The sequence below is a fragment of the Bowdeniella nasicola genome, assembly GCF_001907295.1.
GTDB lineage: Bacteria > Actinomycetota > Actinomycetes > Actinomycetales > Actinomycetaceae > Bowdeniella > Bowdeniella nasicola.
Genome location: NZ_MQVR01000055.1, coordinates 1 through 18,356, shown reverse-complemented (window position 1 = coordinate 18,356; position 18,356 = coordinate 1). Strand labels below are relative to the sequence as shown.

Here is an 18,356-nt window from a genome sequence, read left to right as displayed (position 1 = left end):
GCGAGATACCGCAGGGCGGTCCGGGCTCGCGGGCACTTCCCGAACGAGGCCGCGGCGATCAAGTGCCTGTATCTCGTCACGCGGTCGCTTGACCCCAGCGGCGGAGGCCGGGCACGCTGGGCGATGAGGTGGAAGCCCGCGCTGAACGCGCATCCGATCACCTTCGCCGGACGGTTCGAGAGGACCACCCACTAATGAAAACCGCCGGACCCTACACACCGTTCATCGGACAGACCCACCATGACCCCGCCACAACGACAGAGTTCAGCGAGCGGCGCGCTCTAGCGCCGCTCGCGCTGGCAGCTGGGGCACCACCAGATGAAGCGCATTTTCTGCGGGCGACCGTCGCGCGCCGTGGGCACGTTATCGTCGTCAAGGGCGAGGATGGCGTCGTCGATTTCGCCGCTGCGGATGGCAGTGCCGCACCTCCGACAGGGGCGTCCCCCGCGCGAGTAGACCCACATCGAGTCCCCCGCGCACGGCGCGAGGCCTGTCGTCGAACGCGGTAGGCGGAACCTGTTGAGGTCAAGCAGCCAGTGCGCGGTGCGGATGACGTCGAGGAGGACGTCGTCCGGCAGGTCGCCGACGCGGACCGTGTGCGGCAGGCCCGAAACGAACAGCGTCTCGTTGCGGTAGATGTTGCCGATTCCGGCGAGGTTGCGCTGATCCATGAGGGCCGACGAGACGGCGCGCGCCGGGTGGCAGCGCAGGTTCGTAAGCGCCATCGTGACGTCGGCGTCGGAAAAGTTCGGGTGGAGCAGGTCGGGTCCAAGGTGGCCGACGAGTTCGCCCTCTGCGGCGGTGGGGATGAGTGCGAAAGCCTGGACGTCCTCGGCGTAGGCGCGGGAGGTCGCGGTCTCGAGCAGCGCGCGGATGCGGAAACTACGGGGCGCGGGGCGTGTAACGTCGGAAAACCGCCACATGCCGTCCATCATGAGGTGCGAATGTAGCGTGAAGTCGCGAGTCGGCCGGGCGGTGCCCGACGGGAGTGATTCGGGTGCGCGCAGGCGGATCAGCAGGTGCTTGCCGACGGGGATCGCCTCGCGCACGTGCCAACCGGCGAGGTCCGTCGTCGCGAGTTGCGGTACGCGGAATTCGGAACGCACAAGGTGCTGGCCAGCGAGCACGTGGTGCAGACGGGCGGCGGTCTGCAAGACGGTATCTCCCTCGGGCATGTCAGGCGCGCAGGCGCATCCCCTTCGGTGTCGCGGTGAAGCCCGCCGCGGTGAGCGAGTCCTTGACTGCTGCGGCGAGCGGGTGGCGGGAGAGTATGGGCACGCCGGCGACCGACTCGATCGTCACGCGGGCCAGGGCCCCGGCCGCGACAACGCGCGCGATCGCGGGGCCGAGATCGGCGAACGCGGAGGCGTCGTCGGTGAAAATCAGGAGCGATCTGCCGCCGCGCTCGATATAGGCGAGTAGGTCGCCGCCATGCAGGATGACGACGCCACCCGCGCGGCGGGCGGGACGGTGGCGCGGGGCCTCGTCGTCGACGGAAACGGGCTCCGGCCAGGCGAGCGCCGCACCGTAGGCGTTCGCGGGATCCGAGGCGGCGAGGGCGAGCGTCCTGATGGGCGGCGCGCCGCTGTCGGCCGTCTCGCGGGCGGCCTCCGCGTCGTTGGCGGTCCCGTCGGCGCGGGCGGCGTCGCGTAGCAGGTCGACGGTTGCCGCGTGGGCGAACTGGGCGCCGCCGAGGTGTGCGATGAAGTGGCCGCGGCGGACGCTGCCGGCGTCCTCAAGCGTCGCAAGCACCCGATAGAGCGCCGCGAACCCGCCCGGCACGTCCTCGCGCAGCAGCGAGCCGCGGGTGACGACGCCGTGGCGGTCGAGCATGAGCTCGGCCGTCGCGCTCGCCCGGATGTGGGCCTCGAGCTCGCCCCGGCGGACAAGCGACCAGCGCCCCGCGGCCTGCTCGACAGCGACGGCGAGGCTGCCCGCGACGTTCGTCGTCGACAAACTCCCCCGTGCCAGCCGCGGCGGCCGCAGTCGGCCCGCACCCCGGCGCAGGCTGCTGCGCCGCGACGGCGGGGCGGACTTCGCGCGGTGGGTGCCCCCGCGTCGCAGACGCGAACGCAGCGCGGCGAGTGAATCGTTCGTCACGTGCCCGCTAAAGAACAGCTCCCACAGCGCGTCCGTGACGTCCTCACCGCTGGCCCGCTCCCCCGCGTCGGCAAGGGCCTGCAGGATTTCGCCGTGGCGGAATCCGCCGCCGCCGGCCAGCACGTCGCAGATGCGTGCGGCGAGCCCGGCCGGCTCCTCGGTGGGCTCGGCGAGCGTGAGGTCCGCCGCCTCGGCGAGGTGGAAGGCGATCCAGCCGTCGTCGGCGCCGAGCCGCCCGGCGCCGGTGACGATGACCTCGCCGGTGGCCAGGGCCGCGTCGAGCAGGTGCGGGGCATAATCGGCGACGCGCGGCGGCAACACGAGCGACTCCCATGCCGAGGCCGGCAGCGCGACGCCGGCGAGCTGGTCGATGGCGGTCAGCAGCCCGTCGGTGCCGGTAAGCGGTGCCTCGAGGTGGTGAAAGGCCGGCAGGAAACGCGCATAGGCGCGCTGGTCGACGGGTTCGACCTCGCTGCGCAGGACTGCCAGGCAGCGGCGCCGGATCTGCGCGAGCACCCTCGTGTCCACCCACTCGACGCCGTCGATGCCGGGCGTGAATTCGCCGTCGGTGACGCGGCCCGCGTCCTTCAAGGCAACGAGGGCATGCTCGATGACGCCCGGTGCGAGCGCGAGGTCCGCCGCCGCTCCCTTGAGCGTGAACGGCGCGTGGGTGCGGGCATAACGGGCGACGACATCGCGCAGCGGCTCGGCGACGGGCTCGAGGAACGTGCGCGGAACGCCCGGCGGCAGGACGACGCCGTAAACGTCGCGGGTGCGCGCGGCGTCTTCGATCGCGACGTACACCTCGCTGTCCGCGAGCCGCACAAGCACGGCGCGGGATTGCGCCACGAGCTCGTCGGCCCACGCGGCCGCGGTCGCCGCAGCAGTTGCATCGTCGGCGTCTGCGCCGCTCCCGTCCGGGCCCTGAAGCCGCGCGGCGAGCTCGTCTGCGGACAGCGGTCCGAGGAGGCGCAGCAGGTCGGCGACGGCCTCCGCCCCGCCCGCGAGCCGCCGCTTGGTACTGAGGCGCTGCAGGTCCGCCTCGACCGCGACGATGACGTCGGCGTCAAAGAGCTCCCGCAGCCGCGCGCGCCCGAGCAGTTCGTCGAGCAGCCCCTGGTCGAGTGCCAGCACCGCCGCCTTGCGCTCGGCGAGCGGCTGATCGCCCTCGTACAAGAATTGCCCGACGTAACTAAACAGCAGCGACTGCGCAAACGGCGAGGCCGACGCCGTCTCCACCTCGACGACGGCCACCTCGCGCGCCGCGATCCGCGCGAGCAGCCGCGCCAGCGCCGCCACGTCGTACACGTCGGCCAGGCATTCGCGCAGCGTCTCAAAAATGATCGGAAAATCGGGATATCCGCGCGCGACGTCGAGCAACTGCGCGCTACGCCGACGCTGCTGCCACAACGGTGAACGCTTGCCCGGATAGCGCCGCGGCAGCAGCAGGGCGCGCGCCGCGCACTCGCGGAACCGCGCGGCAAACAGCGCGGACGCGCCGAGCCGGCGCACGACAACGTCCTCGATCTCGCCTGGCTCAAAACTGATGAGCGGCGCAATCTCCGGCGGCGCATCGGTACGCGGCAGCCGCAGCACAATCCCGTCGTCGCTCGCCTGCACGTCGCCCGCCGTGCCGTATGCCTCCTCGATGCGCTCCCCGATCGCGAGCGCCCACGGCGCATGCACTTTCAGGCCGTATGGCGAGAGCAGCACGACGCGCCAATCGCCCAGTTCGTCCTCAAACCGTTCGACGACGAGGGTACGATCGCTCGGCAGCGTCCCGGTCGCGGCGCGCTGCTCGGCGAGATAGTCGGTGAGGTTCGCGCGCGCGTCGTTGTCCAGATCATCGCTGACGCCGCCCCGGCTGCCACTCCCGCGCTCACCAACGGTCCGCACAAACTCGCCGATCGCCTCCCCGAGCTCCGCCGGCCGCCCGCCGCCCTCGCCGTGCCAGAACGGCACCTTGCTGGGCAGACCGGGCGCGGGAATGACGGAGACGCGGTCGTGCGTGATTTCGGTGATGCGCCAGCTCGACGCACCGAGTGCAATAACGTCCCCGGTGCGCGATTCGTAGACCATTTCCTCGTCCAGCTCGCCGACCCGCAGCGGCGCGCGCCGTTTCTCCCCATCGTCGTCGCCACCGGCGAGGTAAACGGGAAACAGCCCGCGGTCGGGAATCGTGCCGCCGCTGGTGACGGCCAGGCGCTGCGCCCCGGGCCGCCCGCTCAGTACCCCGGCGGCGCGGTCCCACACGATGCGCGGCCGCAGCTCGGCGAACTCATCGGACGGGTAGCGCCCGGCGAGCATGTCAAGCGTCGCCTCAAACAGCGCGCGCGGCAGGTTCGCAAACGGCGCCGTGGTGCGCAGCAGCGCAAACCAGGCGTCGACGTCGAGGTCCTCCATCGCGGCGGCCGCGACCGTCTGCTGCGCCAAAATATCGAGCGGATTTGCCGGGGTCCGCAACTCCTCCAGCTGGCCGTCACGCATGCGTTGCACGACGACGGCTGACGCGACGACGTCGGCGCGATGCGTCGGGAAGAACACGCCGCGCGAGGTCTGGCCGACCTGATGCCCGGCACGCCCGACGCGCTGCAGGCCCGACGCGACCGACGGCGGCGTCGTGACCTGGATGACGAGGTCGACGTCGCCCATGTCGATGCCGAGCTCGAGCGAACTCGTCGCGACGACGCACGTGAGCTCACCGGCCTTGAGCGCATCCTCAATCTGGGCGCGCTGCTCCTTGGACACGGACCCGTGGTGTGCCCGCGCGATGGGTGCCTCGGCAAGTTCGTTCAGGCGCGCGGTGAGCCGCTCGGCCTGCCCGCGCGAGTTGGTAAAGACGATGGTGGAGCGGTGCTGGCCGATGAGCTCGGCGATGTGCGCCTCGAGGTAGGGCCAGATCGACCCCGGCCGCGCCTCCGCCTCCGATGCACCTGCGACTGCATCCTCACCCGCACTCTCACTTTCGTCCGCACCTGCACCCTCACTCGCGCTCTTCTCGCCCACGGTGGCCGACGCGAGCCGCGGGTCGACGAGCTGCCCGACGCTCGGCACCCCGGCGCCCGCAGCCGACTGCCCGGCGTCCGCAAGCGCAGGTCCACCGGCGAGGTCCGTCATATCGGGCACGGACCCGCGCACGGTGAGGTCGATGGCGCGCGGCGACGCAGGATCGACGACGGTGACCGGCCGCGCCCCGCCCAAAAACCGCGCCACGGTATCGACGGGCCGCACGGTCGCCGACAGCCCGATGCGCTGCGGCGCTGGCCCGCGCTGGATCGCGTCGAGCCGCGCGAGCGAGACGGCCAGGTGCGAGCCGCGTTTCGTGCCGGCCACCGCATGAATTTCGTCGACGATGACCGTATGCACGTCGCGCAGCCCCTCGCGCGCACTGCTCGTCAGCAGCAGGTAGAGCGACTCGGGCGTCGTGATAAGAATGTCCGGCGGATCGGAAAGCTGCCGACGCCGTTCGGCCGGCGTCGTATCCCCGGTACGAATGCCGACGCGCACCTCGCGTGTCGCCTGGCCGTGATGACTGGCAGCGCGGGCGATCCCGACGAGCGGCGAGCGCAGGTTGCGCTCAATATCGGTGCCGAGCGCCTTCAGCGGCGATAGATAGATGACCTGCACCCCGCCGGGCGACCCCTCCGAGCCCTCCCTCGCCTCCGCGCCAGCACCTGCGCCAGCCCGCGCCGATGTCCCCTCGGCAGCGCCCGGCAGCAGCGTGCGGTCGAGCGCAAACAGGAATGCGGCGAGCGTCTTGCCGGAGCCCGTCGGGGCGACGACGAGCGTATCCTCGCCGCGCGCGATCGCCTCCCACGCCCCGGCCTGGGCGGGCGTCGGCTCGCGAAACACCGCGCCGAACCAGTGGCGCGTCACCGCGCTGAAGCTCGCGAGTGCCTCATCCGTCATGTCGCCACCCTAACGCTGCGCGGAGCTCGCCGCGTCCCGGCGGAACCGATCAGCGTCCAGAGATCACTACTCGCCCGCGGAGCCAAAGCCGGACCGCCCACGAAAAACTCGCACCAGGACTTCCGAACCGGAAGATTCGCGCCCGCCAAGGAAACGTCCACCGAGCGTGCCACCGGAATACCCGCAGAATAAACCACCGGGAACTCGCCAGAATCCGCCACCGCGAACCGAGAGAAAGCCGCTGCCTCGCGCGCCTAGGGCGTGACGACCTCGCCTGTGCGGATCACTGTCATCGGCGAAAGCGCGCCCGCGGCGAGCAGGTCGGCCGGGTCGTCGGCATAGTGCACGACGTCGGCCAGCTCGCCGTCCACCAGCCCGGTGCGCCCGGCGCGCTCGCCGGCGCTGCCCGGCCCCGACGCGAGATACGCCCGCGCCCGCCACGACGCAAACTCGAGCGCCGCATGCGCATCCAGCCCCGCATCGACCCACAGCCCGAGCTCGCGCGGCAGTGTGCCGTGCGCGAGGCTCCCGCCGGCGTACGACCCCGCAAGGATCTGCACCCCGGCGTCGAGGAAGCGCCGCAGCAGCGCAAAGCGTCGCTCGTGCAGCCAGCGCATCTGCGCCGCATAGGCGGGGAACCTCGCGCCGCCCGCGTCGGCGAAGTCGGCGAAGTTATCCGACTGCACGAGCGTCGGCGTCACGGGGATGGCGCGACGGGCTGCTTCGGCGATGTGTTCGTCTTGCATGCCCGAGCCGTGTTCGAGGCAGTCAATGCCGGCGTCGAGCAGCGCTCCGATTGCCTCGGTCGAAAACGTGTGGGCGGTGACGCGCGCGCCGGCCTCATGCGCCGCGGCGATCGCGTCGGCAAGGACGGCCGGATCCCACAGGGGTGCGACGACGGCGTCTGCTCCCGCGGAGCGATCGATCCAGTCGGCGACGATCTTCACCCAGCCATCGCCCGCGCGCGCCTGCCGCGCGACCTCTTCCGGCAGCTGTGACGGATCATCGAGCTCGACGGCGAGGTTGCGCAGATAGCGTTTCGGCCGCGCGATATGCTGCCCGGCGCGCACGATGACGGGGACGTCGGTGTGCCGATCGAGCCAGTGCGTATCGGCCTGCACGCCGCAGTCGCGCACGAGCAGCGTGCCCGCGGCAAGGTCCGCCCGTCCCTGCGCGAGCGCGGTCTCTTCGTCGACGGGGCCCGCGTCACCGAGCCCGATGTGGCAGTGGACATCGACGAGGCCCGGGTAGAACCAGCCGACTAGCTCCTGCACGACGCCAGCTGCCGCGTCGCTCGGATCGTCGAACGGATCCGCGAGGCTCAGTCGCCCGTCGACGAGCCACGCCCGATCGACGTGTTCGCCGCTGTTGAGCACCACCCGGCCCGCGAGAGCCACGACGCGCGCCACGGCCGGCCTATTTCTTGAGGAACTTCTCGAGGCCCTCGGGCACCTCGAACTGCGACGCCTGCGCGGTCTGCTTGCCGAGCCCGAAGCTCGAGCCCTTTGCCTTCGGCTTCGCGGCCTCTTCGGCCTTGGCCCGCAGCTTGCGCTCCATCTCGGCCTCCTGCCGCGCGCGCTTAGCCGGGTTGCCGGACTTGCCCTTGGGGCGCTTCTTTTGCGGCGCCTGGCGTCCGCGCGCCTTCTTGCCCATGCCAGGCATGTTGCCCATCCCGGGCATGCCTCCCATGCCGGGCACGCCACCCATGCTTGGGCCACCGCGCGCCATCGACTCCATCATCGTCTTGGCCTGCAAGAAGCGTTCGACGAGCCCGTTGACCTCGGTCACCGTCGTGCCCGAACCGCGCGCAATGCGCGAGCGCCGCGAGCCGTTGAGGATCTTGACGTTGGCGCGCTCGGCGGGCGTCATCGAGCGTACGATGGCCTCGATGCGGTCGACCTCGCGGTCATCGAAGTTATCGAGCTGGTCGCGCAGCTGGCCCATGCCGGGGAGCATCCCGAGCATTTTCTTCATCGAGCCCATGCGCCGCAGCTGGCCGAGCTGCTTGAGGAAGTCGTCGAGCGTGAATTCGCCTCGCCCGAGCTTTTCGGCCATCTTCTCGACCTCGCCCTCGTCGAAGGCCTTCTCGGCCTGTTCGATGAGGGTGAGAACGTCGCCCATGTCGAGGATGCGCGACGCCATGCGGTCGGCGTGGAAGCGCTCGAAATCGCCGAGCTTTTCGCCCGTCGACGCAAACAGCACGGGCACGCCGGTGACGGTCCGCACCGACAGCGCCGCACCGCCGCGCGCATCGCCGTCGAGCTTGGACAGGACGACGCCGGTGAAGCCGACGCCGTCGCGGAATGCTTCGGCGGTGTGGACGGCGTCCTGGCCGATCATCGCGTCGAGCACGAAGAGGATCTCGTCGGGGTTGACGGCGTCGCGAATATCGATCGCCTGCTGCATCATCTCTTCGTCGACGCCGAGACGTCCTGCGGTGTCGACGATGACGACGTCATGCAGCCGCGACTTGGCGGTCGCGAGGCCCGAGCGCGCGACCTCGACCGGGTTGCCGACGCCGTTACCGGGCTCGGGCGCCCACACGGGCACGCCGGCCTGCTCGCCAATCACCTGCAGCTGCATCACGGCGTTCGGGCGCTGCAGGTCGGAGGCCACGAGCAGCGGTGTATGCCCCGCCTCACGCAACCACTTACCGAGCTTGCCGGCGAGCGTCGTCTTACCGGCGCCCTGCAGGCCCGCGAGCATGATGACCGTCGGGCCACTCTTGGCAAAATGCAGCTCGCGCGTGGACCCACCGAGGATCTGGATGAGCTCGTCGTTGACGATCTTGATGATCTGCTGGCCAGGGTTCAGCGCCGCGGACAGCTCCGCCCCACGCGCCTTTTCGCGCACCTGCGAGGTGAACGCCCGCACCGCCGGCAGCGCGACGTCGGCGTCGAGCAGCGCGCGGCGGATCTCGCCGATCGTCGTATCAATATCGGCGTCGGTCAGCCGCCCCTTGCCTTTGAGGTTTTTAAAGGAGTCGGTAATCCGGTCGGACAGGGTTGCGAACACGTAGAGTCCTCTAGTTGCGGTCGGTGGGCTAATCTGCCCAACAGTCTAAGGCCTTGGTCAGGCCAGGATCGCGTCGACGAAGCCCTCGGGGTCGAACGGTGCGAGGTCGTCGGCACCTTCGCCGAGCCCGACGAACTTCACGGGCACGCCGAGCTCGCGCTGCACGGCGACGACGATGCCGCCCTTGGCGGAGCCGTCAAGTTTGGTCAGCACGATGCCGGTGACGTCGACGGCATCGGAGAAGACCTGCGCCTGGCGCATGCCGTTTTGGCCGGTGGTCGCGTCGAGTACGAGCAGCACCTCGCGCACGGGGGCGGCGCGGCCCATGACGCGCTTGATCTTGCCGAGTTCGTCCATGAGGTGGGACTTATTTTGCAGGCGGCCGGCGGTATCGACGAGGACGACGTCAGCCTGATCGGCGGCGGCCTGCCGCACGGCCTCGAAGGCGACCGAGGCCGGGTCGGCGCCCTCCTTGTCGCTTTTCACGACGGGCACGCCGACGCGCTCGCCCCACGTGGCCAGCTGTTCGACGGCGGCGGCGCGGAAGGTGTCGGCCGCGCCGAGGACGACGGAATGGTCTTCGGCGACGAGCACGCGCGCGAGCTTGCCGACCGTCGTCGTCTTACCGGCGCCGTTGACGCCGACGACGAGGATCGATGCCGGGTGCTTGTCGCCGTCGTCGCCGACGACCTCCTGAACGTGCAAGCTGCGGTCCATCGTCGGGTCGACGAGCCGCAGCAGTTCGGCGCGCAGCACCTCGCGGATGCGTTCCGGATCGGTCGTGCCAAGGACCTTCGCCTCGGTGCGCAGGTGGTCCATGAGTTCGGTCGTCGGGCCAAGGCCGAGGTCAGCCATGAGGAGCGTCTCTTCGATCTCCTCCCAGTCCTCCTCGCGCAGGTCGCCGCGCGAGAGGATCGCGAGCAGCGTGTTGCCGAGCGCGCCGGAGCGCGACAGGCGGGCCTTTAAGCGCTGGAAGCGGGTGCCGGCGGCCTCCGGGCGCTCCAGCGTCGGCGTCGTCGTGCCGAGCGGCGGGGCATCACGCTCCCGGGTATCGGCGCCCTTTCCGCCCGGGAACGGGCTGGTCTCATCGGGCGGCAGCTGCGTCGAGCGCGAGCGGCGCACGCCCACCACGAACGCGATAAGACCGAGAATAAGGATGACAACGAGTCCGGCAATGAGGGCGTAATCTTGGCCAGTCATGCCTCCATTGTCGCCGACGAGGGCGCCTCACCCAAACGCTGCTACAGGCGCTGGGAGATGACGGCCGACACGCCGTCGCGCATCGAGACGCCGTAGAGCGCGTCGGCGACCTCCATCGTCCGCTTTTGGTGCGTGATGACGATGAGCTGGGAGTCGTGCTGCAACTCGGTGAAGATGGAAAGCAGGCGGTCGAGGTTGCGATCATCGAGCGCCGCTTCGACCTCGTCCATGACGTAAAACGGCGACGGGCGCGCCTTAAAGATCGCGACGAGTAGCGCAATCGCCGTGAGCGAGCGCTCCCCGCCGGACAGCAGCGACAGGCGTTTGACCTTCTTGCCCGCGGGCCGCGCCTCGACCTCGATGCCGGTCGTGAGCATGTCGTCGGGGTCCGTCAGGACGAGACGCCCCTCGCCGCCCGGGAACAGCCGGTCGAAGACGCCCTCGAACTCGCGCGCGGTGTCGGCGTATGCCTCGGTGAAGACGCGCTCGACGCGCTCGTCGATTTCGGCGACGATGCGCAGCAGGTCGGCGCGCGACTTCTTGATGTCCGCGACCTGGCTGGTGAGGAACTCGTGGCGCTCGTTCAGCGCCGCATGCTCCTCCAGGGCAAGCGGGTTGATCTTGCCGAGGCGCGCGACGTCCCGCTCGGCGCGTTTGAAACGCTTTTCCTGCTGCTCACGCACGTAGGGCTTTTCGACGCGCACCTCCTCGCCGTCCTTGTCCGTCGCGAGTTCGACGATCGGCAGGTGCGGGCCGAATTCCTCGACGAGGGTGTCGGCGTCGACGGCGAGTTCCTCGCGGATGCGTTCCGCGAGCGATTCCAGGCGCATGGTGAGTTCGGCGCGCGCGAGCTCCTCGCGGTGTGCGGCGTCGGTGAGTTCGGTCAGCCGCGTCGTGGCGGCGTCGATGCTCGCGCGCACGCCCGCAAGCTCGCGGTGGTATTCGGCCTGGGCTGCTTCGGCGTCGGCGCGCTCGGCCTGCGCCCGATTGAGTGAGATCGCGATCGCCTGCAGGGCCGCGTCGGCGTCGGCGCGCACCTGATCGGCGACGTGGGCGGCGGCTTCCCGGCGGCGGTAGCGCTCCTCGGCGCGGCGACGCGTCGTGCGCTCGGCCTCGGCGGCCTCCTCGAGCTGTTTCGCGCGGCCCGCGAGCGCCGCGATGCGCTCCTGCACGGTGCGCAGTTGGAGGCGAGCGTCGGTTTCGGCCCGCCGGGCGTCGGTGGCGGATTGCGCCGCACCATCGCGGGCGGTCTGCGCCGCGGCCAGATCCGCTTCGGCATCCTGGGGCTCTTTTTCGGCGACGACGAGGCGCTCGCGCAGTTCGGCGAGCTCGGCGTCGTGGGCCTGAAGTTCCTCATCGAGGCGGGCGATCGCGGGCCCGGAGCGTTCCACTTCGGCCTGCGCCGAGCGCAGCGTCGCGGCGAGCTGGGCGAGTTTCTGGTTGGCTTGGGCGGCCTGCGCGTCCGCGCTCCGCACGGCAGACAGGGTGGCGGCGACCTCGCGCCGGGCCGCCTCGGCCGCGGCATCGGCCTGCTCGCGTTCGGACTTCAGGCGCGTCGCGGCTTCGTCGGCCGCTGCGAGCGCGGCGGCGGCCTCGTCGTGGCGCCCTTGGAGTTCGATGGGTGAACCGGTGACCTCGCCGCCGCCGGTGGCGCGCGCCCCGTGCAGGACATCGCCCGCGGCGGTGACGACCCGCAACTGGGGGTGCGCGGCGGCGACCGCTGCGGCATCGGCCAGCTCCGCGACGAGGACCGTATCAGCCAGCAGCGCCACGATTGCGCCGCGGTGGGCGGCGTCCTTCACCTCGACGACGTCGAGGGCTGCCTGCACGCCGTCGGCGCTAACGGCCGCCGTCAGCTCCTGTGCAGTATCCGCATCTGTTGCCGCGTCGGCGCCACCCGGGGTTCCTGCCGCGCCGGAACCGTGAACGACGCGCACCCGCCCCGCACCGGCCTGTCGCGCATGTGCCAGCGCCGCCAGGGTGGCGTCGCGGTCGCTCGCGAGCGCCGCATCGGCGAATTCCCCGAGCGCCGCGGCGATGGCGGCGCGCCACGGCTCGGCGACGGTGATGGCCTGCTCGATGAGGGCGTCGGCGAAGCCGTCGGCGGCGAGCTGGGCGGTGCCGTCCTTGCGGCCGAGCGATAGCGCGAGCGTCTCCAGCTGCGCGCGGGCGACCTGGGCGGCGGACCGCTCGGCGCGTTCGGCGTCGGCGAGTTCCTTGGCGTGCTTGTCGGCCGCCTCCGCTGCCGCGAGCGCCGCGGCATGGGCCTGCTCGAGGTCGCCGCCGCTTTCGCCCTGCGCTGCGATCTCACGTTCCAGCGCGGTGTACTGCGTCTCGGCCTGCGCGGCGCGCTGCTTGGCCGCCTCGAGGGACTCGGTAAGCCGCCCCTGCTCGGCGCGCGCGGCCTCGATCCGCGATTCGCGCGCCGCGACCTGCCCGGCGAGGCGCGCCAGGCCCTCGCGCCGGTCCGCGACCCCGCGGTGGACGGCGGCGAGCCGGTGCTCGGCCTCCCGCTCTGCAGCCTCGGCGGCCACCCGCCCGGTGCTGGCCACCGCGAGCGCTTGCTCGGCCGTGGCCTGCTCGCCGTGCAGTTCCGTCTCGGCCGCGCGGGCACTGGCCGCCTGGCGGTCGAGCTCGTCGGGGTCCGGGCCGCCATGCGTCGGCGGCGGGGCGTCCAAGAACCGGGCCCGCTCGCGCGCGAGCGTGTGGATGGACCCGAGCCGTTCGCGCAGCGTTGACAGCGCGACGACGGTGTCCGCGGCCGTGCGCACGCGAGGCGCCACGTCGGCCGCGCTGGCCTCCATGTCGGCGAGCCACGTGCGCAGTCGCGTCACCTCAGCCTGCGCCGCCGCCCGCTCTTCGGCCAGTTCCCGCTCGCCGACGGACTCCGCGGCCAGCTGCGCTCCGAGCTGGGCATAGTCATCGGCGTACAGCCGCGATTTTGCATCCCGCAGTTCGGCCTGAATGACCTGCGCGCGCCGCGCCACGTCGGCCTGCCGCGCGAGTGGCCCAAGCTGGCGACGAATCTCGGCCGTCAGGTCTTCTAGCCGGTTGAGGTTGCCGGCCATCGTTTCGAGTTTGCGCAGCGCCTTGTCTTTGCGCCGCCGATGCTTGAGCACGCCGGCGGCCTCTTCGATGAAGCCCCGCCGCTCCTCGGGCGTGGCGTGCAGCACGGCGTCGAGCTGCCCCTGCCCGACGATGACGTGCATCTGGCGCCCCATGCCGGTATCGGAGAGCAGCTCTTGGATGTCCAGCAGCCGGCACGCCGTGCCGTTGATCGCATACTCCGAGCCGCCGGAGCGAAACAGCGTGCGCGAGATCGTCACCTCGGAGTAGTCGATCGGCAGCGCCCCGTCGGTGTTATCAATCGTGAGCGAAACTTCGGCGCGCCCGAGCGCCGGCCGCGAGCTCGTTCCCGCGAAGACGACGTCGGCCATATTCCCGCCGCGCAGCGCCTTGGCGCCCTGCTCGCCCATGACCCAGGCGAGGGCGTCGACGACGTTAGATTTGCCGGACCCGTTCGGCCCGACGACGCACGTGATGCCCGGCTCGAATTTCAGGGTCGTCGCAGACGCGAACGACTTAAAGCCGCGCAGCGTCAGCGTTTTGAGATGCACGCCTTGAGCTTACCGGCTCGGGTGGTGCGTTGCGGAAAATCGCGCCGCGCCTACACCGGAGAGGATGGCCGAGCTCGCGAACCTTTCCCCGCTTGGTCAGTTGCGCGCCGGCAAGCTCGGGCGGCGGCTGACCAATCTCGTCATCGGCCAGATCCTGTTCGGCGCCTCGATGGCGATGATGATCCGCGCCGGGCTCGGCGGTGCCCTGGGACGTGCTGCACGTCGGCCTGGCTAAGCACCTGCCGCTCACCTTCGGGCAGACCGTCGTCGCCCCCGAGGCCGATAACCCCGAGGTCAACGTCGGCACCGGCTCGCTCAACTCCGAGCGCTTCGGCGGCATCGTCACCGCATTTATGGGCGCGCTGCAGGCCCAGCGCGTGCCGTGGGGCACGCTCGATGTGCGCGAGAACGTACGCTTTTTCGGTGGCAACCTCGCGCAGTGGGTGCACGAGAACTACCCCGAGACGGGCACCGTCCTCGCGCTCGAGTTCAAAAAGACGTTCATGGACGAGTGGAACGGCATTCCCGACGAGGAGCACCTGCGAGCGCTGAACGCGGCCCTGCGCGAGACGGTGCCCGCCACGCTCGCGGCGCTCGACAAGCTGGAGGCGCCGTGAGCGAGGAGGACGCGCAGGTTTCTACCGATTGCCCGGGCGGCGCCGCGACGGGGCTTGCCGCCGGCGACCTCGCCGTCGATCACGCCCTCGCGCTGCTGTCCTCCTCGATGCGTTTTCTGCTCGATGTCACGCCCGACAACGCCGAGGAGATCCGCGAACCCTTCCTCGCCGGCGAGGTCGATGAGCCCGAGTTTTCCTACCGCGACCTCGACGCCGATCCGGACGTGCTCGACGCGATGCTCAATTTCATCGCCTTTGACGCCGTCGCCGATCCATCGCTCGGTTCACTGCTGCGTGCCAAGGCCCGCGATGTGCGCCTGCAGATCGAGATGCTGCGCGCCTCCTTTCCGACGTGCCGCCAGAGGCGCCGCGCGCCGATAGCGTCGAAGCCGAGGAATTTCGGGAGCTCGCGCTCGCAGAGTTCGATTATTACCGCGAGCAGGACGGCGACATCGCGATGAACTCCGAGGTGCGCGACGACGTCGTCGGCGTCCTCGTCGCCGGCGATACGCTCATGATCAGCCAGTCGGCGCACATTGCTCGCGAGCGCGCGAACGCGCTGCTGCAGCACGAGGTCGGCACGCACCTCGTCACGCAGGTCAACGGCGCCCACCAGCCGATCAAGCTGCTCGCCGCGGGCCTGGCCCGCTACGACGAAACCCTGGGAGGGCCTGGCCTTGCTCGCGGAGATCGCCTGCGGCGGCCTCACTCGCTCGCGGCTGCGGCAGCTCGCGGCGCGCGTGCTCACCGTCGACGCGATGCTCGCCGTCGACGCGATGCTCGCCGGCGCCAGCTTCCGCGAGGCCTTCAACGCCCTGACCGCAGCCGAGTTCACGCCCGCGAGCGCCTACACCACCGTCATGCGCGTCTACCGCGGCGGCGGCTTTACCAAGGACGCCATCTACCTGCGCGGCCTCGTCGACCTGCTAGCCCACGTGCGCGAGGACGGTAACCTCGGACACCTGTGGCTCGGCAAGTTCGCGCTGCAGGACCTGCCGCTCGTGCGTGACCTCGCCGAGCGCGGTATCCTCGCGCCCGCGCGCCCGACCCCACGCTACGTCACGGAGCCCTTCATGGCCGAGCGCCTCACCGCGGCCGCCGACGCCGACCTCGCGAGCCTCGTCATGACGCTCGAGAGCTAACGCCCGACCATTCTTGCCGCATCCTCATTGCGTCTTCGGGCGTCCTCGTCGTCAACGATCCGACTTCGCTCGCCGGGGCGCTCTCCAAGGCCTACTTCCAACACTTCCCGGAGGCGGTACGCCCGCGCACGCTGATCTCACGCAATGAGGAGCGCATCCGCGATTTCGTCGACGAGCTCGGCGGCCGCGCGGTGCTCAAGCCGCTGCAGGGCTCGGGCGGCTCGGGCGTCTTCCTCGTCAATACCAAGGAATCGCCCAACCTCGCCCAGATCGTGGAGGCCATTTCGCGCGACGGCTACGTCGTCGCCCAGGAATACCTGCCCGAGGCGAAGGACGGCGACGTGCGCATGTTCGTCATGAACGGTCAGCCGCTGAAGGTGGGCGATGCCTATGCGGCCTTCCGACGGGTGCCCTCCAGCTCGGATGTGCGTTCGAACATGTCGAGCGGTGGTAAGGCCCAGGCCGTGAAGGTCACCGAGGAGATGCTGCACCTCGTCGAGCTCGTGCGCCCCAAACTCCAAGCCGACGGGATGTTCCTCGTCGGGCTCGACATCGTCGGCGATAAGCTCATGGAGGTCAACGTCTTCTCGCCCGGCGGGCTCGGCTCTTGCCAGCAGCTTTACGACGTCGATTTCGCCCCCGCCGTGATCGCGGACCTGGAGCGCAAGATCGCGATCCGCGACCACTACGGCAACGAGCTCACTAACGCCCGCCTCGCGAGCGTCTAGTTGTTGAGATAGATAACGGCCGAGTAGGGCGCGATATCCAGCTGGTTCGCGCCGCCCTCGCCGAGGCCCGGCGTTTCGTGATTGCCAAAGAGCTGGCTGTAGCGGCTCGCGTCGGAGTTAAAGACGACGCGCCAGTTGCCCGGCAGATCGATCGGCACTTGCTTGGCGTCGGCGGAGAAGTTCGCCGCGATGAGCGCCGCCACGCCGTCGATCGTGCCGCGCGTGAAGGCCAGCACCTTCGCCTCGTTATCGGCGATGATGATGTTCGTCTGCGAGCCCTGCAGCGCCATGGATTCGCCGTAGAGGTTGCGCCGCAGTGAGATGACGTCGCGGAACATTTGCGTCAGGTCGCGCAGCTCCCAGGCCTGCTCCCAGTCCAGCGGCACGGTGTCGCGGAACCATTCGCCCTCGAGGAACTCCTGGCCCTGGAAGAGCATCGGGATGCCGGGGGCGGTCAGCGTGAGGATCGCCCCCAGGGTCGCGCGCTTTTGCGCGGCCCAGCCCGTCGGATCGGCCTCATCGACCTCGCTTGGCACGCGCGCCGAACCGTTGGCGACCTCGTCGTGCGATTCGGTGTAGATGACGCGATCGAAGGGGTGGTGGTATTCGTGCGTGATGGCTGCCGCGAGCGCATCGATGGAGCGCGCGCCATCGTCGGGCGTGGTCAGGGCCGCCCGCACGGGGTGGACGAACTCGCTATCCCACTGGGCGTGCATCGCGCCGCCGCCTTCGGCCGGATCGGTGACGGCGGCGTCGTTGTGCAGGTCCTCGGCGATCGCGAGCCGGCCGGGGAACTCCGAGCGCACGAGCCGCGCCACGTCGCCCATCATCGTCCAGCCCTCTTCGATATCGTCGCCGAAGCCGTTGCCGGCGCGCATGTAGGGCGTCATGTCGAGCCGCAGCCCGTCCATGTGGTAGTCGCGTAGCCACATGCGGGCGTTATCGAGGATGAAGTCACGTACCTCGCGCCGGCCGTAGTCGGGCCGGGTATCGCCCCAGGGCGTGGCCGAGCGCCAGTCCTGGTAGAAGTAGATGCCGCCCTTGTCGTTTTCGCTCCAGCCGTCGAACTGCCAGATGGACAGGTCCGAGGGGCCGAAGTGGTTGTAGACGACGTCGACGATGACGGCGATGCCGTTCTTGTGCGCCTCGCGCACGAAGGTCTTCAGCGCGTCGGGCCCGCCGTAGCTGGATTCGACGGTGAACATGTGGGCGGGGTTGTAGCCCCAGGAGATATCGCCCGCGAACTCCATGAGCGGCATGAGCTCGATCGCGTTGACGCCGAGCTCGCGCAGGTAGCCGAGTTTGCCGGTGAGGTCGTTCAGGTCCGCGCCGGAATCATCGGCGGGGAAGAAGGAGCCAATGTGCGTTTCGTAGATGACGAGCTGGTGCGCGCGCGGGGTGTCGAACGCGTCGTCGTCCTGCCAGTCGAAGTCGGCGTGGTTATAGAGCACGCCGTTTCCGACGGAGTTCGTCACGCGCGCGGCGCGCGGGTCGATGCGGTAGAACGAGTTCTCGCCGTTGGTGATGATGAACTGGTATTCCTGACCGGTCTGCGCGCCCGGCACCTCGCCGTAGAAGTGGCCGTTGCCTTCATCGGCTAGCGCGTTCGCGGACTCATTCCAGTCGTTAAAATCGCCGACGACGTGTACGGCGTCGGCATTGGGCGCCCAGACGCGAAAGACGTAGCCGCCCTCGATCGGAAAGGCGCCCATCCCCGGTTGTGCTTCACTCATCGATTATCGTCCTCACGGTTAATAGCGGGGCAGCCCGCAACGAAAAACTGCCGCGCCACCGCTCTTGAACCGTCCTGGGTTTCGTTCCGATGATTATGTGAGGGCCCTGGTTGGCTCTCTGGTCTGATCGTAGACCTGCTCGACCTCTGTTGGGGTGCGGTAGCCGAGACTTCCATTCAGCCGTTGGTGGTTCCACCAGTGAACTGGATCGCCCCGGGTGTGGTGGAGGGTTTGATCTAACCGAGAGGATAGGAACATGCCTGCACCGAGTAAGTACCCTGCAGAAGTTCGTGAC

13 protein-coding genes and 1 pseudogene are annotated in these 18,356 nt (G+C 69.9%); 7 read left to right on the top strand and 7 right to left on the bottom strand.

The features are described 5' to 3' along the window. Positions 1-195: transposase (locus tag BSZ39_RS09025; protein WP_187343237.1), on the top strand; the 195-nt coding region annotated here is incomplete at its 5' end. 86 nt (positions 196-281) lie between these two features. Here BSZ39_RS09025 and BSZ39_RS09020 read toward each other — a convergent pair. From BSZ39_RS09020 to smc, 6 genes are all read right to left on the bottom strand, one after another. Then, complete coding sequence (locus tag BSZ39_RS09020) at positions 282-1,175, bottom strand: DNA-formamidopyrimidine glycosylase family protein (RefSeq protein WP_073717010.1); 894 nt, start codon at positions 1,173-1,175, stop codon at positions 282-284. Position 1,176: 1 nt separating this feature from the next. Further along, positions 1,177-6,009: an Lhr family helicase gene (locus BSZ39_RS09015; RefSeq protein ID WP_073717009.1), complete on the bottom strand. Its 4,833-nt coding sequence runs from the start codon at positions 6,007-6,009 to the stop codon at positions 1,177-1,179. A gap of 254 nt (positions 6,010-6,263) precedes the next feature. Beyond that, positions 6,264-7,418, bottom strand: a complete 1,155-nt coding sequence (locus BSZ39_RS09010; protein WP_073717008.1) for an amidohydrolase family protein — start codon at positions 7,416-7,418, stop codon at positions 6,264-6,266. 7 nt (positions 7,419-7,425) lie between these two features. Beyond that, positions 7,426-9,024: a signal recognition particle protein gene (gene ffh / locus BSZ39_RS09005; RefSeq protein ID WP_073717007.1), complete on the bottom strand. Its 1,599-nt coding sequence runs from the start codon at positions 9,022-9,024 to the stop codon at positions 7,426-7,428. Between the two features lie 57 nt (positions 9,025-9,081). Continuing rightward, a complete protein-coding gene (gene ftsY, locus BSZ39_RS09000) occupies positions 9,082-10,224 on the bottom strand; it encodes a signal recognition particle-docking protein FtsY (RefSeq protein ID WP_073717006.1) in 1,143 nt (380 codons plus the stop codon). A gap of 41 nt (positions 10,225-10,265) precedes the next feature. Beyond that, positions 10,266-13,841, bottom strand: coding sequence for a chromosome segregation protein SMC (gene smc, locus BSZ39_RS08995; RefSeq protein ID WP_073717005.1), 3,576 nt, complete (start codon positions 13,839-13,841; stop codon positions 10,266-10,268). A gap of 64 nt (positions 13,842-13,905) precedes the next feature. Between smc and BSZ39_RS13905 the strand changes: the two genes are divergently transcribed. The 6 genes and pseudogenes from BSZ39_RS13905 (at position 13,906) to BSZ39_RS08980 (ending at position 16,328) form a co-directional block, all read left to right on the top strand. Continuing rightward, on the top strand, positions 13,906-14,076 hold the full coding sequence (locus BSZ39_RS13905; RefSeq protein WP_158025153.1) for a hypothetical protein: 171 nt from the start codon (positions 13,906-13,908) through the stop codon (positions 14,074-14,076). Beyond that, complete coding sequence (locus BSZ39_RS08990) at positions 14,042-14,458, top strand: hypothetical protein (RefSeq protein ID WP_158025151.1); 417 nt, start codon at positions 14,042-14,044, stop codon at positions 14,456-14,458. Before BSZ39_RS13905 ends, BSZ39_RS08990 begins: the two co-directional genes overlap by 35 nt. Next, positions 14,455-14,919: a peptidase MATCAP family protein gene (locus BSZ39_RS14640; protein ID WP_245792478.1), complete on the top strand. Its 465-nt coding sequence runs from the start codon at positions 14,455-14,457 to the stop codon at positions 14,917-14,919. The genes BSZ39_RS08990 and BSZ39_RS14640 overlap by 4 nt, the downstream gene beginning before the upstream one ends. Next, positions 14,811-15,059 (top strand): annotated as a pseudogene (locus tag BSZ39_RS15080) (tyrosine/phenylalanine carboxypeptidase domain-containing protein); the annotation flags it as partial. The gene BSZ39_RS14640 and the pseudogene BSZ39_RS15080, both read left to right, overlap by 109 nt. Next, positions 14,995-15,600: a tyrosine/phenylalanine carboxypeptidase domain-containing protein gene (locus BSZ39_RS14265; protein ID WP_281247129.1), complete on the top strand. Its 606-nt coding sequence runs from the start codon at positions 14,995-14,997 to the stop codon at positions 15,598-15,600. The pseudogene BSZ39_RS15080 and the gene BSZ39_RS14265, both read left to right, overlap by 65 nt. Before the next feature lie 20 nt (positions 15,601-15,620). Further along, positions 15,621-16,328: an ATP-grasp domain-containing protein gene (locus BSZ39_RS08980; RefSeq protein WP_083603147.1), complete on the top strand. Its 708-nt coding sequence runs from the start codon at positions 15,621-15,623 to the stop codon at positions 16,326-16,328. Here the strand turns inward: BSZ39_RS08980 and BSZ39_RS08975 are convergent. Beyond that, positions 16,325-18,061 carry an alpha-amylase family glycosyl hydrolase gene (locus tag BSZ39_RS08975; protein WP_073717003.1) on the bottom strand — a complete coding sequence of 579 codons (1,737 nt, stop codon included), beginning with the start codon at positions 18,059-18,061 and terminating at the stop codon, positions 16,325-16,327. The two genes, BSZ39_RS08980 and BSZ39_RS08975, sit on opposite strands and share 4 nt — an antisense overlap. Positions 18,062-18,356 lie beyond the last annotated feature (295 nt).